At 71.4% G+C, this 24856-nt stretch carries 19 protein-coding genes and 1 pseudogene; 10 read left to right on the top strand and 10 right to left on the bottom strand.

Features of this window, described 5'->3' with window-relative positions:
* Window positions 1-80 precede the first annotated feature (80 nt).
* Window positions 81-911: a maleylpyruvate isomerase family mycothiol-dependent enzyme gene (locus ACIQU4_RS23180; protein WP_403733770.1), complete on the bottom strand. Its 831-nt coding sequence runs from the start codon at window positions 909-911 to the stop codon at window positions 81-83.
* 149 nt (window positions 912-1060) lie between these two features.
* Here ACIQU4_RS23180 and ACIQU4_RS23175 point away from each other — a divergent pair, with 149 nt between their 5' ends.
* On the top strand, window positions 1061-1840 hold the full coding sequence (locus ACIQU4_RS23175) for a carbon-nitrogen family hydrolase (RefSeq protein WP_403733767.1): 780 nt from the start codon (window positions 1061-1063) through the stop codon (window positions 1838-1840).
* Between the two features lie 24 nt (window positions 1841-1864).
* Here the strand turns inward: ACIQU4_RS23175 and ACIQU4_RS23170 are convergent, their stop codons facing one another.
* Complete coding sequence (locus ACIQU4_RS23170; RefSeq protein WP_403733764.1) at window positions 1865-2377, bottom strand: LURP-one-related/scramblase family protein; 513 nt, start codon at window positions 2375-2377, stop codon at window positions 1865-1867.
* A gap of 32 nt (window positions 2378-2409) precedes the next feature.
* On the opposite strand from ACIQU4_RS23170, the gene ACIQU4_RS23165 reads away from it, so the two are divergent.
* Genes ACIQU4_RS23165 through ACIQU4_RS23155 form a run of 3 tightly spaced genes read left to right on the top strand, consistent with a single transcriptional unit; the run spans window position 2410 to window position 5662 of the window.
* Window positions 2410-3213 carry a hypothetical protein gene (locus ACIQU4_RS23165; RefSeq protein WP_403733762.1) on the top strand — a complete coding sequence of 268 codons (804 nt, stop codon included), beginning with the start codon at window positions 2410-2412 and terminating at the stop codon, window positions 3211-3213.
* 40 nt (window positions 3214-3253) lie between these two features.
* Window positions 3254-3775, top strand: a complete 522-nt coding sequence (locus tag ACIQU4_RS23160) for a DUF4240 domain-containing protein (RefSeq protein WP_403733759.1) — start codon at window positions 3254-3256, stop codon at window positions 3773-3775.
* Window positions 3776-3823: 48 nt separating this feature from the next.
* Window positions 3824-5662, top strand: a complete 1839-nt coding sequence (locus tag ACIQU4_RS23155; protein ID WP_403733756.1) for an NHL domain-containing thioredoxin family protein — start codon at window positions 3824-3826, stop codon at window positions 5660-5662.
* A 135-nt stretch (window positions 5663-5797) separates the two neighbouring features.
* Here the strand turns inward: ACIQU4_RS23155 and ACIQU4_RS23150 are convergent, their stop codons facing one another.
* The 4 genes from ACIQU4_RS23150 to ACIQU4_RS23135 form a co-directional block, all read right to left on the bottom strand.
* A complete protein-coding gene (locus ACIQU4_RS23150) occupies window positions 5798-6829 on the bottom strand; it encodes a hypothetical protein (protein WP_403733754.1) in 1032 nt (343 codons plus the stop codon).
* 153 nt (window positions 6830-6982) lie between these two features.
* Complete coding sequence (locus ACIQU4_RS23145) at window positions 6983-8275, bottom strand: M18 family aminopeptidase (RefSeq protein ID WP_403733751.1); 1293 nt, start codon at window positions 8273-8275, stop codon at window positions 6983-6985.
* Window positions 8276-8376: 101 nt separating this feature from the next.
* Window positions 8377-9126, bottom strand: coding sequence for a hypothetical protein (locus ACIQU4_RS23140; RefSeq protein ID WP_403733748.1), 750 nt, complete (start codon window positions 9124-9126; stop codon window positions 8377-8379).
* Between the two features lie 94 nt (window positions 9127-9220).
* Window positions 9221-11050 (bottom strand): acyl-CoA dehydrogenase, encoded by a 1830-nt coding sequence (locus tag ACIQU4_RS23135; RefSeq protein ID WP_403734063.1) that lies wholly within the window; start codon window positions 11048-11050, stop codon window positions 9221-9223.
* Window positions 11051-11266: 216 nt separating this feature from the next.
* Here ACIQU4_RS23135 and ACIQU4_RS23130 point away from each other — a divergent pair, with 216 nt between their 5' ends.
* The 4 genes from ACIQU4_RS23130 to ACIQU4_RS23115 all read left to right on the top strand — a co-directional run bounded on the left by ACIQU4_RS23130 (window position 11267) and on the right by ACIQU4_RS23115 (window position 14334).
* A complete protein-coding gene (locus ACIQU4_RS23130; RefSeq protein ID WP_099890461.1) occupies window positions 11267-11728 on the top strand; it encodes an SseB family protein in 462 nt (153 codons plus the stop codon).
* A gap of 26 nt (window positions 11729-11754) precedes the next feature.
* Window positions 11755-12714, top strand: coding sequence for a helix-turn-helix domain-containing protein (locus ACIQU4_RS23125; RefSeq protein ID WP_403733746.1), 960 nt, complete (start codon window positions 11755-11757; stop codon window positions 12712-12714).
* Window positions 12715-13081: 367 nt separating this feature from the next.
* Window positions 13082-13222 carry a hypothetical protein gene (locus ACIQU4_RS23120; protein WP_403733744.1) on the top strand — a complete coding sequence of 47 codons (141 nt, stop codon included), beginning with the start codon at window positions 13082-13084 and terminating at the stop codon, window positions 13220-13222.
* 125 nt (window positions 13223-13347) lie between these two features.
* Window positions 13348-14334 carry a pirin family protein gene (locus tag ACIQU4_RS23115; RefSeq protein WP_403733742.1) on the top strand — a complete coding sequence of 329 codons (987 nt, stop codon included), beginning with the start codon at window positions 13348-13350 and terminating at the stop codon, window positions 14332-14334.
* Between the two features lie 35 nt (window positions 14335-14369).
* Here the strand turns inward: ACIQU4_RS23115 and ACIQU4_RS23110 are convergent.
* The 3 genes and pseudogenes from ACIQU4_RS23110 to ACIQU4_RS23100 all read right to left on the bottom strand — a co-directional run.
* Window positions 14370-15299 (bottom strand): annotated as a pseudogene (locus ACIQU4_RS23110) (ABC transporter permease); the annotation flags it as partial.
* Between the two features lie 49 nt (window positions 15300-15348).
* The gene (locus ACIQU4_RS23105) at window positions 15349-16392 is read right to left on the bottom strand and encodes an AI-2E family transporter (RefSeq protein WP_403734060.1); all 1044 of its coding nucleotides are present in this window, start codon (window positions 16390-16392) and stop codon (window positions 15349-15351) included.
* Between the two features lie 71 nt (window positions 16393-16463).
* On the bottom strand, window positions 16464-18623 hold the full coding sequence (locus ACIQU4_RS23100; RefSeq protein ID WP_403734057.1) for a SpoIIE family protein phosphatase: 2160 nt from the start codon (window positions 18621-18623) through the stop codon (window positions 16464-16466).
* Window positions 18624-18759: 136 nt separating this feature from the next.
* On the opposite strand from ACIQU4_RS23100, the gene aspS reads away from it, so the two are divergent.
* Window positions 18760-20577, top strand: coding sequence for an aspartate--tRNA ligase (gene aspS, locus ACIQU4_RS23095; protein WP_403733739.1), 1818 nt, complete (start codon window positions 18760-18762; stop codon window positions 20575-20577).
* A gap of 83 nt (window positions 20578-20660) precedes the next feature.
* On the opposite strand, the gene ACIQU4_RS23090 is transcribed toward aspS, so the two are convergent.
* Window positions 20661-22376 carry a VWA domain-containing protein gene (locus ACIQU4_RS23090; protein ID WP_403733737.1) on the bottom strand — a complete coding sequence of 572 codons (1716 nt, stop codon included), beginning with the start codon at window positions 22374-22376 and terminating at the stop codon, window positions 20661-20663.
* 354 nt (window positions 22377-22730) lie between these two features.
* Between ACIQU4_RS23090 and ACIQU4_RS23085 the strand changes: the two genes are divergently transcribed.
* On the top strand, window positions 22731-24818 hold the full coding sequence (locus tag ACIQU4_RS23085; protein WP_403733735.1) for a PhoX family protein: 2088 nt from the start codon (window positions 22731-22733) through the stop codon (window positions 24816-24818).
* Window positions 24819-24856 lie beyond the last annotated feature (38 nt).

Raw genomic sequence — 24856 nt, 5'->3', positions numbered from 1 at the left:
CTGCGCTGTCCCGCCCGTGACAGGGACGAGAAACCGCGCACGCCGGTTCTCAGGAGGCCGAGGGGGCTGCCCGCCCGGCGCTACGGCGTGACGGCGAAGTGGGCCAGGATCGCGTCCGCCAGCTCGGCGTCGCCCTCGACCTTCACCCGGTCCGCGACGGCGCCCGCGCGGACCCGCCCCGCCGCGAGGCGGACGTACGTCTCCCAGTCCGTCGTCAGCGTCACGGCCGGCCCCAGCGAGGGCGTCCCGTCCACCGACCCGCGTCCCTGCGCGTCCACGCGTACCGTCCGCATGAACTCCACCGGCCCGTGCACGTCGATGACGACGGCCGAGTTCGCCGGCGCCCCGGCCAGCTTCGCGACCACCTTCGGCAGCCCGGCCAGCAGCATGTCCCGTGCCACGTAGGCCCCCGGCGAGTCCCAGTTCCCCGGCACGCCCAGCGCCGCCCGCAGGTCCTGCTCGTGGATCCACACGTCGAACGCCCGCAGCCGCAGGGCGAACTCCAGGGTCACCTGGTCGCCCAGCGGCCCCCGCACCATGGTGTCCGGATCCCGCTTCTCGTTCCGCAGCTGACGCGACCGCCGGATGATCGTGTATTCGAGCTCCGAGGTCATTTCCGGCGCGGTGTGGTGCCGCCGGACGTCGACCTGGACCTCCATGTACCGGGTGAACTCGTCGATCACGTGCCGCAGATCCCGCGGCAGCGTGTGGATCGGCCGCGGATCCCCCAGCTGCTCGCACTCGATGCCGATGATGTGCGACACCACATCACGGACGGACCATCCGGGGCACGGCGTCGCCCGGTTCCACTCGCCCTCCGTCAGGGGGAGGACCAGTTCGGATATCGCCTCGATGGAGTGGGTCCACGCGTCGGCATAGGGCTGGAGGCTGGGATGCGGCTGGACGGTCAACGGGACCCCTCGCGTGCTGTTCAGTGGCGCGTTTTCTGGAAGCGTGTGGACTGCTTCCAAAACTACGCTGCCGGTGAGCGCCCCGGCAGTGCTTTCGTGTGACGATCGTAGGCCCGAGTTGACGGCTTGAATGCCAGGACGGTGGTACTGTGCGCGCCTCGCTGATCCAAATCGCGGTGTCCGACGGGGAGTCGGTCACCTCACGCCGTGCCCGAGCGGCCGATCTCGTACGGGAGCAGGCCGGCTCGGACCTGGTCGTGCTGCCCGAACTGTGGACGGTGGGCGCCTTCGCCTACGAGCAGTTCGAGACCGAGGCCGAGCCGCTGGACGGCCCCACGTACGAGGCGATGTCCAAGGCGGCGAGCGACGCCGGGGTCTGGCTGCACGCCGGCTCGGTCGTGGAGCGCGCGGGCGACGGATCCCTCTACAACACCGCCCTCGTCCTGTCCCCGTCGGGCGAGCTGGCCGCCACGTACCGCAAGATCCACCGCTTCGGCTTCGACCAGGGCGAGGCCGTCCTGATGTCGGCCGGGGACTCCCTGACCACGGTGACCCTGCCGGAGCAGGTCCTCGGCATCGCCACCTGTTACGACCTGCGCTTCCCGGAGCTGTTCCGCGGCCTGGTCGACGCCGGGGCCACCACGATGGTCGTGGCCGCGGGCTGGCCGGCCCGCCGCCGGGCCCACTGGACCCTGCTCAACCGGGCGCGGGCCGTCGAGGACCAGTCGTACGTGCTCGCCTGCGGGCTGGCCGGTACGCACGCGGGCGTCGAGCAGGCCGGGCACAGCCTGGTGGTGGACCCGTGGGGCGAGGTCCTGGCCGAGGCGGGGCCCGGCGAGGACGTCCTCACCGTCGACCTGGACCCGGCGAAGGTGGCCGAGACCCGGGAGCAGTTCCCGGCCCTGAAGGACCGCCGTCTGGGTCGCTGACCGGCGGCTACGAGCCCTCAGCCCTCAGCCCTCCTCGCCCTCCTCGCCCTCCTCGCGCTCCTTCTCGGCCATCCGGATCACGCACACGGCGACGGCGATCAGCAGCGCCGCGTCCGCGTCCTCCCGGATCACGTCCACGGCGTACGTCTCGCGGATCCGGTACCACTGGCGGGAGATCAGCGCGAGGAGCTCCCCCTCGTACTCGATCTTGAACTCCCGGTCCAGGAGCCGCCCGCTCACGTCCAGTTCGGTGCCCTCGACCAGCGTGACGAGGTAGTGGTTGCGCAGCAGGGAGAGCCGCTTGCGGCGGATCACGGCGAGCCGGCGCTCATCGCGTTCCAGCGTCATCGCGTCGCGCAGGCTGAACAATTTCTCCCGCAGCGTGATCAGGATCTGCCCGTCCGGGTCCTTCAGCTCCAGCGTGTCCCGGACGCGCAGCGCCTTGCCGTCGACGAGGAAGGCGTGCCTCCCGTTCTCGTCCTCGATCCAGTAGTCGTCCCCCAGGGCCAGCATTTTGTCCCGAACCAGGTATTTCATGCCCGCATCGATGCCCGCGATAGGTTGCCGCCATGCCTCTGCTCTATGTGACCGACCTGGCGTACCCGGCGCGCGGCCGCCGCTACGGCGACGAGGACGTCTTCCTCACCTCCCGGCTGCGCGAGCACTTCCCGCTCGCCCTGTGCCATCCGCTGGACGCGGCGGGCATGATGGCGGACTTCGACGCGGTGATCGTCCGCAACAGCGGTCCGGTCCTGCACTACCAGGAGGCGTACGACGCCTTCCGCGCGGCGGCCCTCGCCGCCGGCACCCGCGTCTACAACCCGCTCACGGGCCGCGGCGACATGGCCGGCAAGCAGTACCTCCTCGACCTGACGGCCGCCGGGCACCCCGTCATCCCCACGATCGACGACCCCGCCGACCTCGCGCTGCTCCCCACGGTGCCCTCGTACGCGGTGAAGCCCAAGCAGGGCGCGGACTCCATAGGACTGACCTTCACCCCGCACCCGGCCGGACCGGCGGGGGTGAACCTCATCCAGCCGCGTATCGACTTCGCCTACGAGGTCTCCTTCTACTTCGTCGACGACGCCTTCCAGTACGCCCTCTACGCCCCGGACCCGGCCCGCCGCTGGGAGCTGAAGCCGTACGAGGCCACGGCGGCCGACCTCGATTTCGCCCGCGGCTTCATCGCGTGGAACACGCTGTCGCACGGCATCCAGCGGGTGGACGCCTGCCGCGCCCCCTCCGGCGAGCTCCTCCTCGTCGAGCTGGAGGACCTGAACCCGTACCTCTCCCTGGACCTGGTGTCCCCGGCGGAGCAGGAGGCCTTCATCACCGCTTTGACAGAATCCCTCCACTCCTTCCTCACCGTCTGACGGCACGTCCGATGTCAGAGGGGGATGCCAGGCTTCCCCCATGGACAAGCACACGTTCTGGAAGCTGATCGACACGGCTCGTACGGAGGCCGGTCCGGACCAGGTGGCGGCGCGCGCCTCGCAGTTGCTGGCGCGCTGCCCCGAGGCCGAGATAGCCGCCGCCCAGCAGGTGCTGTGGGACCTGCTGGCGGAGTCCTACCGCAGCCCCCTGTGGGCCGCGGCGTACGTGATCAACGGCGGCTGCTCGGACGACGGCTTCGACTACTTCCGCGGCTGGCTCCTGACCCAGGGCGAGGAGGCCTTCGCCCGGGCCCTGGCCGACCCCGACTCCCTGGCGGACCACCCCGCGGTCCGCGAGGCGGCGGCGGAGGGTCTGGAACTGTGGGACGAGGAGGCCCTCTCGATCGCCTGGGCGGCCTACGAATCGGCCACGGGCCGCGAGCTCCCGGCGGACTCCTTCACGATCAGCTACCCCGCCCTGGACCCGTCCTGGGACTTCGACTTCGACGACACGGCGGAAACCTCCACCCGCCTCCCCCGCCTGAGCGCCCTCTTCGCTTAGGGGGTCGGCCGTGAGGGGGCGTTCGCGGGCGGATGGCAAGCTTGAAGCATGAACGATGCCGCCCCGGCGCACACCCCCGCGCCCCGCCGTGCCCGTCTCCGTGCTCCCGAGCTGGTCGGGAAGGGGGGCTGGCTGAATACGGGTGGGAAGGATCTGAGCCTCGCCGAACTGCGCGGCCGGATCGTGATCCTCGATTTCTGGACCTTCTGCTGCATCAACTGCCTGCACGTCCTGGACGAGCTGCGCGAGCTGGAGGAGAAGCACCGCGACACCGTGGTGATCATCGGCGTCCACTCGCCGAAGTTCGTGCACGAGGCCGAGCACGCGGCCGTCGTCGACGCCGTCGAGCGCTACGAGGTGCACCACCCCGTCCTCGACGACCCCGAGCTGGCCACCTGGAAGCAGTACGCCGTACGGGCCTGGCCGACGCTCGTCGTCATCGACCCCGAGGGGTACATCGTCGCGCAGCACGCCGGCGAGGGGCATGCGCACGCCATCGCGCGGCTCGTGGACGAGCTCGAAGCCGAGCACGCGGCCAAGGGCACGCTGCGCCGCGGTGACGGGCCGTACGTGGCGCCCGAGCCGGTCGCGACCGACCTCCGCTTCCCCGGGAAGGCCCTCGTGCTGCCGGGCGGGAACCTGCTCGTGTCGGACTCGACGCGGCACCAGCTCGTGGAGCTCGCCCCCGACGGCGAGAGCGTCGTACGGCGCATCGGCAGCGGCGAGCGCGGCTTCACCGCCGACGGCTTCAGCGAGCCGCAGGGGCTGGCGCTGCTCCCCGACGGGTCCGTGATCGTCGCCGACACCGTCAACCACGCCCTGCGTCGCTTCGACCCCGCGACGGGCGCCGTCGAGACCGTCGCCGGGACCGGCCGCCAGTGGTGGCAGGGCTCCCCGACCTCCGGTCCGGCCCTGGAGGTGGACCTGTCCTCGCCGTGGGACGTCGCGTGGTGGCAGGGCAAGGTGTGGATCGCCATGGCGGGCGTGCACCAGCTGTGGACCTGGGACCCGCAGACCGGGACCGTCGAGGTCTCCGCCGGGACGACCAGCGAGGGCCTGCACGACGGCCCCGCCCTGGAGGCCTGGCTCGCCCAGCCGTCCGGGCTCGCGGCCGCCGGGGACCGGCTGTGGATCGCCGACTCCGAGAACAGCGCCCTGCGGTACGTGGAACCCGCGGGCGAGGGGGCCGACGGGTACGCCGTACGGACCGCCGTCGGGACCGGCCTGTTCGACTTCGGGCACCGGGACGGCGACGCCGCCCAGGCCCTGCTCCAGCACCCGCTCGGGGTGACCGCGCTGCCGGACGGCTCGGTCGCGGTGTGCGACACGTACAACCACGCGCTGCGCCGCTTCGACCCGGCGACCGGTCAGGTCTCCACCCTGGCCACCGACCTGCGGGAGCCCAGCGACGCGGTGCTGGTCGGCGAGGACATCGTGGTCGTCGAGTCCGCCAGGCACCGGCTGACCCGGCTGCGGCTGCCGGAGGAGGCGGTACGGGTCGACGCCGTCGCCCACTGCACGCAGCGGGCCGCCACCGAGGTCGCCCCGGGCACGCTCCGGCTCGACGTGGTGTTCCAGGCGCCGACCGGCCAGAAGCTCGACACCCGCTACGGGCCGTCGACACGGCTGCTGGTGTCCTCGACCCCGCCGGAGCTGCTGGTGGGCGGCGAGGGGACCGGGACGGACCTGTTCCGGGAGCTGGCCCTGAACCCGGAGGTCACGGAGGGCGTGCTGCACGTCTCGGCGATGGCGGCCTCCTGCGACGACGACCCGGCGAACGAGTACCCGGCCTGCCACGTGCACCAGCAGGACTGGGGCGTGCCGGTGACCGTCACGGCCGACGGCGCCACCCGGCTGCCGCTCGTCCTCGCCGGGATGGACGCCTAGGGAGTGTCGTCAAAGTAGCGTCGGCCGCCCGGAAGGGCGACCAGACGGGACTTTGACGACACGACCTAGGAGCATCCGGCTGGACGACGTCGTACGGCCGGGACCCGCTGTGGGCCCCGGCCGTACGGCTTCGGCTCAGCCTTGGTGCCTGCCGTGGTCCTCGGGCTTCTCTTCGGCCTTCTCCACGTCGGCGACCAGCAGGTTCGGGTCGATGCCCGTGAGGAAGGCGCCGCTGGTGACGAAGACCTTGTGGTGGCGGACCGCCACGGAGGTGGGTCCGGACAGCCCGTCCTTCCCGGTCAGCACGACGGTGTGGGTGCCGTCGGGCCGGACCAGGGCGAGCTCGCTCGCGGTGGTGTTCAGCGCGGCGAGCACCGTCTCGCCGTGCCCGGCGAACGCGAAGTCGTCGATCCCCGTCAGCCCGGTGGCGTGCGTCCTGATCCTCCCCGCGGAGCCGTCCCCGTCGACCGGGATCCGCAGCAGCGCGGCCCGGTCGTAGTTCGACACCCAGACCGCGTGGTCGCGCACCTTGATGCCGTTCGCGCCGAAGAAGGTGGTCGGCTCCAGCGCCGCGCCGGTGGCCCAGGCCGTCACCTCGGGCTCGCCGCCCAGGGAGATGCGCCACACCGTGCCGAGGACGGAGTCCGCGGCGTAGAGCAGGCCGAGGTGCTCGTCGAGGGCGAGGCCGTTCACGAAGCCCTTGGGTGACATGTCGACGAGTTTGGAGACCTTGCCGTCGGGCGTGATCCGGTAGATGCCGGTCTCCGCCGTTCCGGTGTTGTAGCCGACGTAGAACGTGCCGTCGTGGGTGCGGACGATCCCGGTCACGACGGCGACGCCGAGCAGGGGCGTCTGCGGGTCCGCGACGTCGGGCAGGGTCGCGAGGACCCGTTTGCCGCCGTGCCGGTCCACCCGTACCACCTGGCGGGCGAGGGCGAGGGTCAGATCGGCGGCGCCGTCGGGCTCCAGGGCGATGTTCTCCGGCGTCTGGCCGGCCTCGAAGTCGAAGTGCGCGACGATCCGCGGGTCCCTGAGGGAGAACGACGGGCCCGGGGACTGCGGCGGCTTCGGAGTGGCCGCCGCGGGGGCGGCCACGAGCAGCGCGAGGGCGACGCCCACGGCGCCCGCGATGCGCGGCATGCGGAAGAGGCGGAACAGGCGGAGCACGGGACTCTCCTCGTCGGCCGGGAAGGACGGAACCCCAGCACAACATGACGGAGTGTCACCATAGGTTCATCGCACCGCGTCACCGCCCAAGATCGACCCGCCCGGCCGAATCCCGCTCCGCCCTCCGGTCCGGGAGGGCCCGTACGACGGGCGTCAGCCCTCCAGGAACGCCACCAGCGCGTTCGCGAGCAGGTACGGGTCATCCGCACCGCACAGCTCGCGGGCACTGTGCATCGACAGGATCGCGACGCCGATGTCCACGGTCTGGATCCCGTGCCGGGCGGCCGTGATCGGGCCGATCGTCGTCCCGCACGGCATCGAGTTGTTCGAGACGAACGTCTGCCACGGCACGCCGGCCCGCTCGCACGCCGCCGCGAACACCGCGCGCCCGCTGCCGTCCGTCGCGTACCGCTGGTTGACGTTGACCTTCAGGATCGGGCCGCCGTTGGCGCGCGGGTGGTGCGAGGGGTCGTGCCGCTCCGCGTAGTTGGGGTGCACGGCGTGGCCGGTGTCCGAGGACAGGCAGATGGTGCCCGCGAAGGCCCGCGCGCGGTCTTCGTACGTGCCCCCACGTGCGAAGACGGAACGTTCCAGCACGTTCCCCAGCAGCGGCCCGTCCGCGCCCGTGTCCGACTGCGAGCCGTTCTCCTCGTGGTCGAACGCGGCCAGCACCGGGATGTGGTCCAGCTTGTCGGCGGTCGAGGCGGCGGCCAGCGCCGCGACGCCCGCGTGCACCGAGACCAGGTTGTCCATGCGCGGGCCGGCCACGAGCTCGCGGTCGCGCCCCAGGTACGACGGCGGCTCGATCGAGTGGACCATCAGGTCCCAGCCGGCCACCGAGCCCTGCGGCAGGCCCTCTTCCTCCTCCAGGAAGGCGATGAGGTCGCCCTCCTGGACCTCGCCCAGACCCCAGATCGGCTGCATGTGGCGCTGCTTGTCGAGCTTGAGCCCTTCGCTGTTGACCGACCGGTCCAGGTGCACGGCCAGCTGCGGGACGCGCAGCAGCGCGCGGTCCACGTTCACCAGCCGCTCGCTGCCGTCGCGCAGGCTCAGCCGGCCGGCCAGGCCCAGGTCCCGGTCCAGCCAGGTGTTGAGCAGGGTGCCGCCGTAGATCTCGACCGCGATCTGCCGCCAGCCCTGTGAGCCCGTGTCAGGAAGCGGCTTGACGCGGAGGTTGGGGGAGTCGGTGTGCGCGCCGACGATCCGGAACGGCATGTGAGCGCTCGCGCCCTCCGGGACGAACCAGGCGATGAGCGCTCCGCCGCGCAGGACGAACCGGCCCCCGCTGCCCGAGTCCCAGGCGTCCGTTTCCGACAACTGCCTGAAGCCTGCCTTTTCCAGCCGCTCGGCCGCGTTGGCCACGGCGTGGTACGGCGACGGACTGGCCGTCAAAAAGGTCATCAGATCGTCGGTGTGGCCGCGGTCGAAGCGGGCGGGAGAGCTCATGTGGTTCACCTTAACGACGGTCGTGTTCGCCATGGTCGGACTGCGGCGGATAGCCGAAACGCCGGGACCGCGGGCTGTGTGGTCCACTTCCCGGCGGCTTCTCAGCCCGGCGGGCGCTCGAATCTGCGCTGCAGCTGCCTGCGCTCGCCCCGGCGGATGCGCGGGAGCATCTCCGGGGTCGTCGCGGAGCGCTGCGCGCGTCTCTTGCGTCCGGCGCAGAAGATACAGGCCTCACCGGGCGGCGCGTCCGGGTCGATGGGCGCGCCGGGGTGCTCGGAGCAGCCGGAGGCGTTGCGCGGCCGGGACAGCTCGCGGGCCACGATGAACGCCCGGTGGAGGTCGTCCGCCATCCGGACGAACTCTTCGGGGGGAGAGGAGAAGCCCAGGTGGAAGCGGCGGTCCTCGACCGTGCGGAGCTGCTCGCGCAGGGACTGCAGCGTGTACGGAGGGTCCGGCACGGGATAGCCCAGCCGGCGCTGCTCCCCGGCGGGCGGGGCGGCGGCCGCCGCGCGGGCGCCGCGGACGCCCTGGGCGCGCAGCCCGAGGCGGCGCCGGTCGTTGCAGATCAGGCAGCGGCCCCAGCCGTCGGGCGCCTCGGGGTCCAGGGCCCCGTTGGGGTGCTCGGAACAGCCGGTGTAGCTCTTGGCGGGCGCGAGCCCGGCGGCCGTCTGGAAGGCGGTGTACAAGGCGTCGGCGACGGTCTCGTACTCGGCGGGGTGGGCGCCGTCGTACAGCTCCCGCAGATGGTCGCCGAGGCTGCCCAGGGCAGCCTGCAGCTCCTTGAGGGCGTACGGCCGCCCGGTCGGGACGGAGTACCCCCTGCTGTGGCTGTGCTGCTCTGCCGGGCTCATGTCTACGAGCGTCCCACGAACCACCGACAACCTGTGAATGCCGACGGCCGGGCCCCTCAGCGGGGCCCGGCCGTCGGGCGGATGACCGTAGAGGCTAGAACGCGGCCTCGTCGAGCTCCATCAGGGAGTTGTCGACGGCCTCGGCGAGCGCGCGGGCGACCGAGACGTTCGGGAGCACCTGCGAGGCGAAGAACTTCGCCGCCGCGATCTTGCCGGTGTAGAAGGGGACGTCCTTCGCGGGGGCGCCGGCGGCCAGCTTCTCGGCGGCCACGGCCGCGCCCTTGAGCAGCAGGTAGCCGACGACCACGTCACCGGACGCCATCAGCAGACGGGTGGTGTTCTGGCCGACCTTGTAGATGTTCTTGACGTCCTCGCCGGTGGCGGTGAGGTCGACGATCATCTGGCCGACGATGGCCTCCAGGTCCACGGCGGCCTTGGCGAGCGCGTCGCGGGCGCCGGCCAGCTCCTCGCCGCCGACGGCCTCGGCCAGGAACTTCTTGATCGTCTCGGAGAGGACGTTCAGCGAGGCACCCTGGTCGCGGACGATCTTCCGGAAGAAGAAGTCCTGGCCCTGGATCGCCGTGGTGCCCTCGTAGAGGGTGTCGATCTTGGCGTCGCGGATGTACTGCTCGATCGGGTATTCCTGCAGGTAACCGGAACCGCCGAAGGTCTGCAGCGACTGCGCGAGCTGCTCGTACGAGCGCTCCGAGCCGTAGCCCTTCACGATCGGCAGGAGCAGGTCGTTCAGGCCGATCTCGGCGGAGGCGTCCTCGCCCTCGGCCTGCTTGAGCTGGATCGCGTCCTGGACGGAGGCGGTGTACAGCACCAGGGCGCGCATGCCCTCGGCGTACGCCTTCTGCGTCATCAGCGAGCGGCGCACGTCCGGGTGGTGCGTGATGGTGACCTTGGGGGCCGCCTTGTCCATGAAGTTGGCCAGGTCCGGACCCTGCACGCGCTCCTTGGCGTACTCCAGGGCGTTCAGGTAGCCGGTCGAGAGCGTCGCGATGGCCTTCGTGCCGACCATCATGCGGGCGAACTCGATGATCATGAACATCTGGCGGATGCCGTCGTGCTTGTCACCGATCAGCCAGCCCTTGGCGGGGTGCTGGTCGCCGAAGGTCATCTCGCACGTGTTGGAGGCCTTGAGGCCCATCTTGTGCTCGACGTTCGTCGCGTAGACGCCGTTGCGCTCGCCCAGCTCGCCGGTCTCCCAGTCGAAGTGGAACTTCGGGACGAGGAAGAGGGACAGGCCCTTGGTGCCCGGGCCGTGGCCCTCGGGGCGCGCGAGGACGTAGTGGAGGATGTTCTCCTCCATGTCGTGCTCACCGGACGTGATGAAGCGCTTCACGCCCTCGATGTGCCAGGAGCCGTCCGCCTGCTGGATCGCCTTGGTGCGGCCGGCGCCCACGTCGGAACCGGCGTCCGGCTCGGTGAGGACCATGGTGGAGCCCCAGCGCTTCTCGACCGCTATCTGGGCGACCTTCTTCTGCGCCTCGTTGCCCTCTTCGAAGAGGATGCCGGCGAACGCCGGGCCGGAGGAGTACATCCAGATGGCCGGGTTCGAGCCGAGCAGCAGTTCCGCGTAGGCCCAGATGAGTGAGCGGGGCGAGGTGGTGCCGCCGATCTCCTCGGGCAGGCCGAGACGCCAGTACTCGGAGTCCATGAAGGCTTCGTAGCTCTTCTTGAAGGACGCCGGGACCGGCGCGGTGTTGGTGGCCGGGTCGAAGACCGGCGGGTTGCGGTCGGCGTCCGCGAAGGATTCGGCCAGCTCGTTCTCGGCGAGCCGGGTGATCTCGGACAGGACGCTCTTGGCGGTCTCGGTGTCCATCTCACCGAACGGTCCGGTGCCGTACAGCTTGTCGCGGCCGAGCACCTCGAAGAGGTTGAACTCGATGTCGCGGAGATTCGACTTGTAGTGCCCCATGGCGACGGCTCCGTTAAGGCTCGGGAAGACAGGTTCCTCGTACATACCAATCGGTAATGTCATGATGCTACCCGCGGGTAATAAGAAGCAACCCCTGATGTGGCGACTGTGACCAGGGTCAAGCCGCGCACCAGCGGGCGGCCGGTCCGCGGCCCTGCGGAACCCTGGCGGGAATGCGCGTCCACGGGGCCGGGGGTGCTCGGTAGGCTTCGCCCTATGTACGGCTACGACCAGAACGTGAGCGCAGGGCAGCAGCAGTACGCCGCCCCGCAGCAGATGGCCGGCGGGTACGGCGAGCAGCCGCTGTACCCCGAGCCCTCGCCGCCGTCGCTCGCCGACGCGGTGCGGGCCTTCACGACCGGGTCGCTGTCCGCCGAGGACTTCCAGCAGATCTTCGCCACGTCGAAGGTCTACTGCCCGCGCGGTGAGACCCCGGGCTTCCTGGCGCTGCACAACACGCAGCAGCCGGTGATCCCCATGTTCACCACGCTCAAGGAGCTGCGCCGGTACGCCGGCAAGGAGTCCAAGTACTTCGTGATCACGGGCGCCGAGGTGATCGACCTGCTGCCGACCGGCTACGGCTTCGTCCTCGACATGGAGGGCGACCACCGCATGGTCTTCGACGCGAAGGCCGTGGAGCAGATGGTCGACTACGCGATGCGCCGCATGTACGGCTGATCGAGGCCGAAGCCGGGGGGCGGATCGTGCTGCGAGTGCATTTCACGGCGGAGGACCTGCTCAACGTCACCTTCGCGCGCGAGCCGCTGCCGCTGGTGGAGCTGTCGATGGCGCTGATCGCCTGGCAGCGCGTGGACGAGCAGGCCGTTTTCGGCCGCTGGCGCGGCCGGATCAGCCGGGAGTTACCGGACCGGGCGCGCCCGCTGCTCGATCTGCTGCGGCCGGACGGCGACAATCCGCAGTTCGTCGAGCCCGTCGCGCGGACCCTGGAGGCGGGGCTGGCCGCCGTACGGGACGCGGGTCCCCTGCTGACCGCGGACCAGCTGCACCGTACCGCCGCCCGTGCCCCCGGCCGGGCGTCCTGGCTGCGTGCGCTGTGGGGTCAGGACCGCGAGGCGTGGGACCTGCTGGACGGGGCGATCCGCTGCGCGTACGAGGTGGTCGTGGCCCCGAAGTGGCCGCAGATCCGTCAGTCCTTCCGGGCGGACGTCGCCTGGCGCACCCGGCTGCTGGCCGCCCACGGCATCAAGGCGTGCCTGACGGGCATCCATCCGGCGGCGGCCTGGTCGGACACCGCCTTCGAGGTGGGCCTGCCACCGGACTACGAGGTCCGGCTCGGCGGCGGCGGCCTGATGCTGATGCCCTCGGCGTTCTGGACGGGGCGCCCGCTGCTGGCCGACCTGCCGGACGGGTCGCACGTCCTGCACTACCCGGCGATGACCCCGCTGCCCCTGGTCGAACCGGGCCGGGCGGAAGGTGCGCTGGACGCGCTGCTGGGCCGGACCCGGGCGGCCGTACTCCAGCTGTTGATCGAGCAGCGGACCACGAGCGAGCTGGCCCGGGACCTGGACATCAGCCTGCCGTCGGTCTCGGAACACACGCGCACGCTGCGCGCGGCGGGGCTCATCACCACGGAGCGGGACGGCAAGGCGGTCCTCCACGCGGCCACCGGGCTGGGCGTGGACCTGCTGCACAGCGGCGGCTGACCACGGATCCTTTCGGGCACGCCCGAAAGGATCGCGCCCGATGCCGGGGGTCTCGAATATCAGTGCTGCGGGGGACGGACGCGGGGCCCCGCTCCACTGATCGGACCAGGGAGACGCGATGTCACGCATGTCGTCACGCATGTCGATCTGAACGAAGCTCGCCGCGCTGGCGGCCGCCGGGGTCCTGGCGCTGGGTACGGGGGTCCTGGCGGCATCGCCGGCGTCGGCTTCGGACCAGACGTTCTACGGCTGCCGGTCCGGCGACGCCTGCATCTGGGGGGCGGGCGCGGCGCTCGACACCGGCCCGACCAACTCCTACCGGGAGGCGCGGACCTACAACCTGAGCAACCAGAACAACTACCACTACGTGAAGAACAACCAGACCGGCGGCTGGAAGTTCAAGCTGTGCACCGGGTGGAACGGTACGGGGACCTGTTACACCATGTACCAGGACGAGCTCTGGTGGGTGAACCTGACACCCATCAACTCGGTCGTCGTTACGCCGTAACCGCATATGTGCAGGTGAGAGGCTTCGGGCCCCGGGGGGAATGTCCCCGGGGCCCCTTCTGTTCTGTGAGGTGTGGCAGAAAGTTCGAGTTTCAACTAAACTCGACGCAGAAGGAGGTTCCGACCATGCCTGCAGTGACTGTGGAGAACCCGTTGACGCTCCCCCGCGTCGCCGAGCCCGCTCAGGAGACCGCCGCCCGTAAGGTGCTGGCCGTCACGACCGCCCCGGGTGGGTTCGAGGGCGAGGGGTTCCCGGTGCGCCGCGCGTTCGCAGGGATCAACTACCAGCACCTCGACCCGTTCATCATGATGGACCAGATGGGCGAGGTGGAGTACGCGCCCGGCGAGCCCAAGGGCACCCCCTGGCACCCCCACCGCGGCTTCGAGACCGTCACGTACCTGATCGACGGAACCTTCGTCCACCAGGACAGCAACGGCGGCGGCGGAGTCATCAACGGCGGTGACACCCAGTGGATGACGGCCGGCTCCGGCCTCCTGCACATCGAGGCCCCGCCGGAGTCCCTCGTCGTGTCCGGCGGGCTCTTCCACGGCCTCCAGCTGTGGGTGAACCTCCCCGCCTCCGACAAGATGATGCCCCCGCGCTACCAGGACATCGGCGGCGGCCAGGTCCAGCTGCTGTCCACCCCCGACGGCGGCGCCCTGCTCCGCGTGATCGCCGGTGACCTGGACGGCCACGCCGGCCCCGGCATCACCCACACCCCGATCACGATGATCCACGCGACCGTCACCCCGGGCGCGAAGGTCACCCTCCCGTGGCGCGAGGACTTCAACGCCCTCGCGTACGTCATGGCCGGCCGCGGCAGCGTCGGCACCGACCGGCGGCCCATCCACACCGGGCAGACGGCGGTCTTCGGCGAGGGCGGCTCGATCACGGTGCGGGCGGACGAGGCCCAGGACTCGAACACCCCGGACCTTGAGGTCGTCCTCCTCGGCGGGCGTCCCATCCGGGAGCCGATGGCGCACTACGGGCCGTTCGTCATGAACAGCCGGCAGGAGCTCCAGCAGGCCTTCGACGACTTCCAGGCGGGCCGGCTGGGGACCATCCCCACCACCGCCCGGGAGCGCACGAAGTCGGCCGACCAGCACTCGTAGCAACCCTGGCCCGGCATGTGTCCGAAAGACACGGCCTAGCGGCGCAGGGCCTCCGCCGGTTGCGTACGGGAGGCCCGCCACGCCGGGTACAGGCCGGCCAGGACCCCGGTGACCAGTCCGCTCAGCGGCGCCACGGCGACGGTGGGCGGTGACATCACCGGGGTCCGGTCGCGCAGCGCCGCCACCCCGGCCACGGTCAGGGTGCCGAGCGTGGTGCCCACCAGCCCGCCCACGGCGCCCTGCGCGGCGGACTCGGCCAGGAACTGGGCGGTGATGTGCCGCCCGCGCGCCCCCAGGGCCCGGCGCAGCCCGATCTCCCCGGTCCGCTCCAGCACCGCGACGAGCGTGGTGTTGGCGATCCCGACCGCCCCGATGACCAGGCAGATCGCCGCCAGCAGCAGGAACAGCTGGTCCAGGTCCCAAGTCACCCCCGCGCGCAGCGTCTTCGGGTCCGGCGGCGGCGCGGGCGTCAGCCAGTCGGGATGGTCCGGGCGCAGCGCGAGCGGCAGTTCCGCGGCCACCCGGCGGGCTGCCCCCAGCTCGGTCACCACCAGCATCCGGGCCCGCTGGGCGTTCTCCGGCGGCCCCCACAGCCGCTCGGCGGTACCCCGCGGCACGATCACCGACAGCAGTAGGTCCGGCTTGCGGTCCGCGCCGCTCGCGATGCCGATCACGGTGAACGGGTGCTCGCCGATGAACACCGCGGGGCGGCTCTCCGCCGTCGTGATGCCCAGCCGCGCCGCCATCGCCGAGCCCACCACCGCGACCTGCTCGGCGCGCCCGTCGTGGAAGGCGTCGTACGCCCGGCCGGAGCCCAGTGTCAGTCCGGCGGCGCGCAGCATCCCCGGGGAGGCGGCGACGACGGGGATCCGCTCGCCGGTCGCCCCCGCGACCGGGGCGGACCGTACGGTGGTGTCGCCCAGCGGCACCGGCCAGAACACCCCTGCCGCACGCACCCCGTTGAGGGGCGGCTCCGGTGCGGGGGGCCGGTTCACGGTTGTCCGGAAAACGTCGCTACTCGGCGCGCCCGGCCCCCGCGTACCGCCCGCGGATCTCCGAGACCACACCGAATGCGGCGGCGGTCAGCGGTACGGACAGCAGCATGCCGAGGATTCCGGCGACGCTGGCGCCGGCGGTGATGGCGAGCATGACCACGGCGGGGTGCATCTGGACGGTCCGGCTCTGGATCACGGGCTGCAGGATGTGCCCCTCCAGCACCTGTACGGCGAGCACCACGCCCACGGCCCACAGGCCGATGACCCATCCCCGCTCGGCGAAGGCGACGAGGACGGCCACCGCGCCGGAGATGAAGGCGCCCAGGTACGGGATGTACGCGCCGACGAACACCAGGGCGCCGAGTCCGACGGCACCGGGGACGCGGAGCACGAGCAGCCCGACCGTGATGCAGACGGCGTCGATCAGGGCGATGAAGGTGGTTCCGCGCATGAAGCCCTCGACGGCCTCGAAGGCACGGCGGGCCATCGCCTCCACGGTGTCGCCGGTGGCGCGGGGCGCGAGCGAGCGCAGGGTGGCGGCGGCGCGGTGCGAGTCGCGCAGGAAGAAGAACATCAGCAGGAGGGCGAGGACGGCGGTGGCGAGCATCTCGCCGACGACGCTGATGCCGGTGATGACGCCGGAGGCGGCCGTACCGCCGAACTTCGCCAGCAGCGCCTTGGCGTTCGAGGCCAGGTCCTCCAGGGACGTGCCGGCGGGCCCGAAACGCTCGGCGAGGTCCTGTCCGGCCTGCTTGAGGGAGTCGAGGATCTGGTCTCCGGTGCCGATCAGGGCGTGGACCACGACGTACCCGGCCCCGCCGAACACCGCGACCACGCCGAGGCAGGTGAGCGCGGCGGCGAGGGAGCGGTGCACCCCCATCCGTACGAGGCGCCGGTGCATCGGCCCGAGCAGGGCGACCCCGAGCAGCGCGAGGAGAACGGGCGTGACGGCGGTCTTGAAGGTGATGCACAGCCACACGCCGACGGCGACCACGCCGGTGACGAGCAGGGCGACCACGCACCAGGCGGCAAGCCGCCTGACCGGCGGGGGAAGCAGAGTCAGCACCCGTGCATCCAACCACGGCGCTCCGGTGCCGCCTTGTCGTCGCGGTCGGTCTTCGCGGTCGCCGAGGCTCAGTCTTCCTTGGCCTGTTCGTCCATCTCGAACCAGATCGACTTGCCCTCGCCGCGCGGGTCCACGCCCCAGGTGTCCGCCAGCATCTCCATCAGCAGGACGCCCCGCCCGCTCGACGCCATCTCGCCCGGGTGCCGCTTGTGCGGCAGCTCGTCGCTGGCGTCCGCCACCTCGATGCGCAGCCGCCTCGTCCCCAGCTCGCCCACCGCCTCCGCGACCAGCAGCGCGTCGCCGTCCGTGTGCATGAGGACGTTCGTGACCATCTCGGAGACCATGAGCACCGCCGAGTCCACCTGCTCGGCGTCCGCCCAGTCGTGCAGCAGCTCCCGGATCTGCCGGCGCGCGCCCGCGATCCGCTCCGGCTCCGCCTGCGCCACGGTCAGCATCGTGCGGCGCGCCGGTCGCACCGGGTGCGCCGCCGGGGCCCCGCAGCCGCAGTCCGCGCCCTCCCGGCACAGCAGGACGACGGCTATGTCGTCCTCGCGCCGGTCGGCCAGCGGGCCGGTGGTGTGGTGCGAGGAGGGCCCGTGCACGGCCTGGACCAGCAGGTCGGCCAGCTTCTCCAGGCCGTCGGACCCGTGGGCCGCGTCCGGCTCGTGCGTCTCGGACTCCAGGATCGCCCGCAGCCGCGCCCAGCCCGTGTCCAGGTCGTGCCCGCCGGTCTCGATGAGCCCGTCGGTGCAGAGCATCATCGTCTCGCCGGGCTCCAGCGTGAACCGCGTCGTCGGGTAGTCCGTGTCCGGGACGATGCCGAGCGGGAGGCCCCCGGCGGTCGGGCGCATCAGCACCGTGCCGTCCGTCATCCGGATCACCGGGTCGGGGTGGCCTGCGCGGGCCACCTCCAACAGCCCGGTCGCCGGGTCGCACTCCACGTACAGGCAGGTCGCGAAGCGCGGGCTGCGGAAGTCGGAGTCCTCGTACGAATCGGCCCCCTCCGAGGAACACAGCCCGGCCAGGAAGCGCGAGGCGCGGGAGAGCACCGCATCCGGCCGGTGGCCCTCGGAGGCGTACGCGCGCACCGCGATCCGCAGCTGGCCCATCAGCCCTGCGGCCCGTACGTCGTGCCCCTGCACGTCCCCGATGACCAGCGCGAACCGGCCCGACGGCAGCGGGATCATGTCGTACCAGTCGCCGCCGACCTCCAGCCCGCCGCCGGTCGGGACGTACCGCGCGGCGATCTGCATGCCCGGGATGTCGGGGCCCAGCGTCGGCATCATCGACCGTTGCAGGCCGGAGGTGAGTTCCCGCTCGGATTCGGCCACGCCGGCCCGCTGGAGGGCCTGGGCCAGCATCCGCGCCACCGTGGTCAGGACGGACCGCTCGTCCGGGGAGAAGGACACCGGGTGCTTGAACGCGGCCATCCAGGCGCCCATGGTGCGCCCGGCGACGATCAGGGGGAGGAAGGCCCAGGAGACCCGGCCGAAGCGCTGGGCGAGCGGCCAGGTGGCTGGGAACCGCCGTTTGTAGTCCTCGGGGCTGGGGATGTAGATCGCCCGTCCCGTACGGACGACGTCGGCGGCCGGGTAGTCCGTCTCCAGCCGCATGTCCGTGAAGGGGGCCTCGTCCCCGGGGCCGTGCCCGTGGTGCCCGATGATCGACAGCCGGTCCCCGGCCACCCCGAAGACCGCCAGCCCGTCGGGGCTGAAGCCGGGCATCGACAGCGAGGCGGCGACCCGCAGCACCTCGGCCGTGGAGCGGGCCTCGGCGAGCGCCCGCCCCGCGTCCAGCAGGAACGCCTCGCGGGAGCGTCGCCAGTCGCCGGTGATCGGGGTGTGGGCGGCGGTGGTGCCGGGCTGCGGCTCGGCGATCTCCTGGATGGTGCCGATCAGCTCGTAGTCGACGTGGCCCTCGGCGGACCGGTTCTCCACGGGCTTGGAGCGGCTGCGTACGGTCCGCAGCACCCGACCGTCCTCGTCCATGATCCGCAGCCGGGCCTCCGCGAGGGTGTCCTCGGCCACCGCGAGGTTGACGATTCCGTTGATCTCGTTCCAGTCCACCGGGTGAAACCGCGACCGTACGACGACCTCGGGCAGCACGACGGGCTCCGCGGGCAGCCCGAGCAGCCGGGCGGCCTCGCCGTCGAGGGTGACCGTCCCGGAGGCGTTGTCCCATCGCCACAGGCCCGTCGCGATGGCGGCCAGGACGTCCTCGGTGCGCACCCGGTCATCTTTACAGGTCATCCCCCCGGCGTGCCTGTTCGAGGGGGCTGCCGGGCACGCCGGCACGGCCCCCCGCCCGGACGGTAACCTTGTGAGGGTTGAATCCACCCTGGTATCGCGAAGAACTGGATGACTGATGCATCGGTACAGGTCCCACACCTGCGGCGAGCTCCGCGCCTCTGACGTCAACGCCGACGTCCGGCTGAGCGGCTGGCTGCACAACCGTCGAGACCTGGGCGGCATCCTCTTCATCGATCTGCGCGACCACTACGGCATCACGCAGCTCGTCGCCCGCCCCGGCACCGCCGCGGCCGCCGTCCTGGACAAGCTCTCCAAGGAGACCGTCGTCCGCGTCGACGGCAAGGTCGTCTCGCGCGGCGCCGAGAACGTCAACGCCGACCTGCCGACCGGTGAGATCGAGATCGAGGCCGTCGAGGTCGAGGTGCTCGGCGCGGCCGCTCCGCTGCCCTTCACGATCAACACCGACGACGGTGTGAACGAGGAGCGGCGCCTGGAGTACCGCTTCCTCGACCTGCGCCGCGAGCGCATGCACCGCAACATCATGCTGCGCTCGGCCGTCATCGCGGCGATCCGCTCCAAGATGGTGGCCCTCGGCTTCAACGAGATGGCGACCCCGATCCTCACCGCGACCTCCCCCGAGGGCGCGCGCGACTTCGTCGTCCCGTCCCGCCTGAACCCGGGCAAGTTCTACGCCCTGCCGCAGGCCCCGCAGCAGTTCAAGCAGCTGCTGATGATCTCGGGCTTCGACCGGTACTTCCAGATCGCGCCGTGCTTCCGCGACGAGGACGCCCGTGCCGACCGCTCGCCGGGCGAGTTCTACCAGCTCGACGTCGAGATGTCCTTCGTCGAGCAGGAGGACGTCTTCCAGCCGATCGAGCGCCTGATGACCGAGCTCTTCACCGAGTTCGGCAACGGCCGTGAGGTCACCTCGCCGTTCCCGCGGATCCCGTTCCGCGAGTCGATGCTGAAGTACGGCAACGACAAGCCCGACCTGCGCGCCAAGCTGGAGCTCGTCGACATCACCGACGTCTTCGAGGGCTCGGAGTTCAAGGCGTTCGCCGGCAAGCACGTGCGTGCCCTGGCCGTCCCGGACACCGCCGCGCAGCCCCGCAAGTTCTTCGACGGCCTCGGCGAGTACGCGATCTCGCTGGGCGCCAAGGGCCTGGCGTGGGTCCGCGTGGGCGAGGACGGTGCGCTGACCGGCCCGATCGCCAAGTTCCTCACCGAGGAGAACGTCAAGGTCCTCACCGAGCGCCTGGGCCTGGTCCCCGGCCACGCCGTGTTCTTCGGTGCGGGCGAGTTCGACGAGGTCTCCAAGATCATGGGCCCGGTCCGGGTCGAGGCCGCCAAGCGCGCCGGCCAGTTCGAGGAGAACGTCTTCCGGTTCTGCTGGATCGTCGACTTCCCGATGTACGAGAAGGACGAGGAGACCGGCAAGATCGACTTCTCGCACAACCCCTTCTCCATGCCGCAGGGCGGCATGAAGGACCTGGAGGAGAAGGACCCGCTCGACATCCTGGCCTGGCAGTACGACATCGTCTGCAACGGCATCGAGCTGTCCTCCGGTGCCATCCGCAACCACGAGCCCGAGGTCATGCTGAAGGCCTTCGAGATCGCCGGTTACGAGGCCGAGACCGTCGAGCGCGAGTTCGCCGGCATGCTGCGCGCCTTCCGTCTCGGCGCCCCGCCGCACGGCGGCATCGCCCCGGGCGTCGACCGCATCGTGATGCTGCTCGCCGACGAGCCGAACATCCGCGAGACCATCGCCTTCCCGCTGAACGGCAACGCGCAGGACCTGATGATGGGCGCGCCCACGGTCCTGGAGGAGACCCGCCTGCGCGAGCTGAACATCGCGCTGCGCAAGCCGGTCGAGACGAAGGCGGCCGACGCCAAGCCGATCGCGGAGGCCGTCCACCCGGACGCCGCGCGGTAATCGCCCGTACGCCGTACGCAGGACGAGGGGCCCGGGATCCGATGGATCCCGGGCCCCTCGTCCTGTGCGGGCGGCTACGGGGCTCAGAAGCTCTGGAGCAGCCCCTTGGCCAGCGCGGCGGAGGTCAGCCCGGCGGGGGCCGGGCCGGCGTGGAAGAAGCCGGCGTTCTCGGCGTCCAGCTTGCGCAGGAAGTCGAAGGCCTTGGCGTCGTGGTCGCCGAAGGCGACGAACTGCCAGTACACGCCGGGTGCCGAGGCCGCGGCGTCCGCGAGGGCCTGCTTGGCGGGCCGGACGCTGTCGGGGGCGCCGTCGGTCTGGAACACGACGAGGGCGGGGTGGTCGCCGCCGTCCTTCTGGTGGCGCTCCAGGACCTGCTCCACGGCGCGGTGGTAGCTGGTGCGGCCCATGTGCCCGAGTTCGGCGTGGCGGGTCTCGACCCAGGCGCCGTCGTGGGTGTCGAGGGTCAGGTCGGCGGTCCCGTCCACGTCCGTGGAGAAGAACACGGTGTGCACGGTCGCCTCGCCGTCGAGGTGCGCGGCGAGGGCGAGGGCGTGGTCCGCGAGGTGCTGGGCGCTACCGTCCTTGTAGAACGGGCGCATCGATCCGGACCGGTCCAGGACCAGGTAGACCTTGGCCCGCGCACCGGCCTTGCCCTTGCCCCGGAGCACCTGCCCGGCGGCCTTGTAGGCCGCGGCCACCCCGGGAGCAGCCCGCTTCACATCGGCGAGCGCGTGAGCCGGCCCCTCGGGCTCGGCCACGGGGGCTTCGGCGCCGGCGGCGACGACCTCGACCTCGGGCTCGACGACGACGTCGGATACGACCTCGGCCACCGGCTCCGCGTCGACCTCGGCGACGGCCTCGACCTCGGGCTCGGCGACGACCTCGGCCACCGGCTCCGCCTCGGGCTCGGCGATGGCCTCGGCCACCGGCTCCGCGTCGGGCTCGGCGATGGCCTCGGCCACCGGCTCCGCGTCGGGCTCGGCGATGGCCTCGGCCACCGGCTCCGCGTCGGGCTCGGCGATGGCCTCGACCTCGGGCTCGACGACGACCTTGGCCTCGACCTCGGGCTCGACGACGACCTTGGCCTCGACCTCGGGCTCGACGACGACCTCGGCCTCGACCTCGGGCTCGGCGACGACCTCGGCGACCGGCTCCGCTTCGGCGACGACCTCGACGATGACCTCGGCAGTCGGCTCCGCCACCGCCTCGACCTCGGTGACGACCTCGGCTGCGGGCTCTGCCACGGCCACGGCCACGGCCGCGACCTCGACGGCGGCTTCTGCCTCGACCTCGACCGCGGGCTCGACCGCGGGCTCGGTCACTTCGACCACCGGCTCCGCCGCCGGGGTCTGCGCCTCGGCCGCCAAGGGCTCCACGGCGACCTCGGGTTCGGGCCGTACCTCCGGCTCGGCCACGACCTCGGCCACGACCTCGGCGATCGCCTCGGCCACCGGCTCCGGCTCGGGGGTCTCGGCCTCGGCCGCGACGACCTCCGCCGCAACCTCGACCTCGGGCTCCGCCACAACCTCGGCCGCCGGCTCGGCGACCGGCGCGGCGACCGGTTCCGTCGCAGGCGTCCCGGCCTCGACCGCCGGACGTTCCGGCTGGGGGCGCCGGGCCTCCGGGACCGTGGGGTCCGGGGCCGGAGCGGTGAGAAGCGTCCCCGGTTCACGGTCCCGCGGAGCGGACTGCGGGGGAACCGTCGGATTGTCGAAGGAGGCGGCGACCAGCTCGGCCGCCACGTCCAGGGGGGTACGTTCCGCCTGGCTCGGGACGGCGGCCGAAGTGGCGTCCGTCATCTCCGGAACCGGCTCGGCAGACCGTCCGAACACCTTGCGCAACAAGCTCCGAATACCCATGGGCCAGGCCTTTCGCATGAGTGCGTGCGTCATTTGTCCGTGCTGCGCGGTTGATCCCTGCCCAGAGTGGACACGTAAGGTTATCGGCCGCTTGGCTGGAACTTCGGCAGGGGCGCCCTTCGTGGCGCCCGGCCCGCCCAGCACACACCCCATCTTGCCGAACTCCCGCACCGACGTGCCCGGTTCACCGGGCGTTCATTCCAGCGCCGCCGCTTCGGCGCAACCCGCGCCTACCGTCACGGCTTGGATTCGACCGACATGCTGTCGGCACCCGTGCATCTACGGAGGAAACTCGTGCGCAAGCTTCTGCCGCTCATAGGCAACTCGCATGGGGGCGGTCGTTCCGCCCTCACCTGCCGCTTCCGCTGCGGCGACGCCTGCTTCCACGAGGTGCCGAACAAGAGCGACAACGAGTACGTCGGCGACGTCATCGCCCGCGCCTACTCGCGCCGCTCGATGCTGCGCTCTGCCGCCGTCGTCACGGTCGCGTCCGCCGCTGGTACCGCGATCACCCTCGGCAGCAACGGCTCCTCGGCCACCGCCGCCCCCGCCGCCCAGGGCGCCGCAGCCGACGCCGCTGGCGCCCGCGGTCTGCGCTTCAAGGCCATCGCGCCGAACACCGACGACCGGGTCACCGTCCCCGAGGGCTACGAGCAGAACGTGGTCATCCGCTGGGGCGAGCCCATCGTCAAGGGTGCTCCGGGGTTCAACGCCGACAAGCAGACCGCCGCCGCCCAGGCCGGTCAGTTCGGCTACAACAACGACTTCCTCTCGCTGCTCCCGCTCGGTGGTGACTACGAGCGCCAGCAGCTCCTCGTGGCCAACCACGAGTACACCGACGAGATCCTCATGTTCAAGGGCTACGACCCGGCGAACCCGACCCGCGAGCAGGTCGAGATCGCCTGGGCCGCGCACGGCCTCGGCGTCGTCGTCGTCCAGGAGGACCACCGCAGCGGCAAGCTGACCGCGGTCAACCGCCACCAGCTCAACCGCCGCCTCACCGCGACCAGCGAGTTCAAGCTCACCGGTCCGGCCGCGGGCAGCGCCCTGGTGAAGACCTCCGTCGACGCGACCGGCACCAAGGTCCTCGGCACGCTCAACAACTGCTCCGGCGGCACCACACCGTGGGGCACCACGCTGCACGGCGAGGAGAACTTCAACCAGTACTTCGCCAACGCCGGCCAGGTCACCGACGCCACCGAGGCCGCCCGTCTGAAGCGCTACGGCGTGACCGCCGGCGCCACCGAGCGCAAGTGGGAGCGTTTCGACAAGCGCTTCGACGTGCTCCAGGAGCCCAACGAGTCGCACCGCTTCGGCTGGGTCGTCGAGCTCGACCCGTACGACCCGCACTCCACCCCGCGCAAGCGCACCGCGCTGGGCCGTTTCAAGCACGAGGGCGCCCAGCCCCGCCTGACCGAGGACGGCCGCCCGGTCGTCTACATGGGCGACGACGAGAAGTTCGACTACTTCTACAAGTTCGTCTCGTCGAAGCAGATGAAGAAGGGCGACTCGCGCGCGGCGAAGGAGCACAACCTCACGCTGCTCGACGAGGGCACCCTCTACGTCGCCAAGCTGACCGGCGACTCCCCGGCGGCCGAGTTCGACGGCACCGGCAAGCTCCCCTCCGACGGCCAGTTCGACGGCTCCGGCGTGTGGATCAAGCTCCTCACCTCCTCCCCCTCCGGCAACATCTCGCACGTCGAGGGCATGACCGCCGAAGAGGTGGCCGTCTTCACGCGTGAGGCCGGCGACAAGGTGGGCGCCACCAAGATGGACCGCCCGGAGGACATCGAGCCCTCGCCGCGCACCGGCCGCGTGTACGTCGTCCTCACCAACAACAGCGACCGCGGCAAGGCCGGCAAGGCCGGTGCGGACGAGGCCAACCCGCGCAACCTGAACAAGCACGGCCAGATCCTGGAGCTCGCCGAGAACTTCGACGACCCGGCCGGTGACGGCTTCGCCTGGCGCCTGTTCCTGGTCGCCGGTGACCCGAAGGACCCGTCCACCTTCTTCGCCGGTTTCCCGAAGGAGAAGGTCAGCCCGATCTCCTGCCCGGACAACGTGACCTTCGACCCGCACGGCAACCTGTGGATCTCGACGGACGGCAACCAGCTCGGTTCCCACGACGGCCTGTTCGGCGTCGCCACCGCCGGTGAGCGCCGCGGTGAGCTGAAGCAGTTCCTGACCGTCCCCCGCGGCGCCGAGACCTGCGGCCCGCTGGTCCAGGACAAGCGCGTCCTGGTCGCCGTCCAGCACCCGGGCGAGATCGACGGCGCGTCCGTCGAGAAGCCCCAGTCGGTGTGGCCCGACGGCCCCGGCAAGATCGTCCGCCCGGCGGTCGTGTCCGTCTGGCGCAAGGACGGCAAGAACATCGGCGTCTGATCGGGCCGGTAGACACGGTCAGTTGACCGGTTGAATCC

It is taken from the genome of Streptomyces sp. NPDC090741 (assembly GCF_044769045.1).
Classification (GTDB): domain Bacteria; phylum Actinomycetota; class Actinomycetes; order Streptomycetales; family Streptomycetaceae; genus Streptomyces.
This window is presented reverse-complemented; position numbering and strand designations above follow the sequence as displayed.

Coding starts and splice junctions, on each gene's coding strand:
- ACIQU4_RS23170 (WP_403733764.1), bottom strand. CDS start 2,377: ATGAAATACCTGGTTCGGGACAAAATGCTGGCCCTGGGGGACGACTAC.
- ACIQU4_RS23165 (WP_403733762.1), top strand. CDS start 2,410: ATGCCTCTGCTCTATGTGACCGACCTGGCGTACCCGGCGCGCGGCCGC.
- ACIQU4_RS23160 (WP_403733759.1), top strand. CDS start 3,254: ATGGACAAGCACACGTTCTGGAAGCTGATCGACACGGCTCGTACGGAG.
- ACIQU4_RS23155 (WP_403733756.1), top strand. CDS start 3,824: ATGAACGATGCCGCCCCGGCGCACACCCCCGCGCCCCGCCGTGCCCGT.
- ACIQU4_RS23145 (WP_403733751.1), bottom strand. CDS start 8,275: ATGAGCTCTCCCGCCCGCTTCGACCGCGGCCACACCGACGATCTGATG.
- ACIQU4_RS23140 (WP_403733748.1), bottom strand. CDS start 9,126: ATGAGCCCGGCAGAGCAGCACAGCCACAGCAGGGGGTACTCCGTCCCG.
- ACIQU4_RS23135 (WP_403734063.1), bottom strand. CDS start 11,050: ATGGGGCACTACAAGTCGAATCTCCGCGACATCGAGTTCAACCTCTTC.
- ACIQU4_RS23130 (WP_099890461.1), top strand. CDS start 11,267: ATGTACGGCTACGACCAGAACGTGAGCGCAGGGCAGCAGCAGTACGCC.
- ACIQU4_RS23115 (WP_403733742.1), top strand. CDS start 13,348: ATGCCTGCAGTGACTGTGGAGAACCCGTTGACGCTCCCCCGCGTCGCC.
- aspS (WP_403733739.1), top strand. CDS start 18,760: ATGCATCGGTACAGGTCCCACACCTGCGGCGAGCTCCGCGCCTCTGAC.
- ACIQU4_RS23090 (WP_403733737.1), bottom strand. CDS start 22,376: ATGACGGACGCCACTTCGGCCGCCGTCCCGAGCCAGGCGGAACGTACC.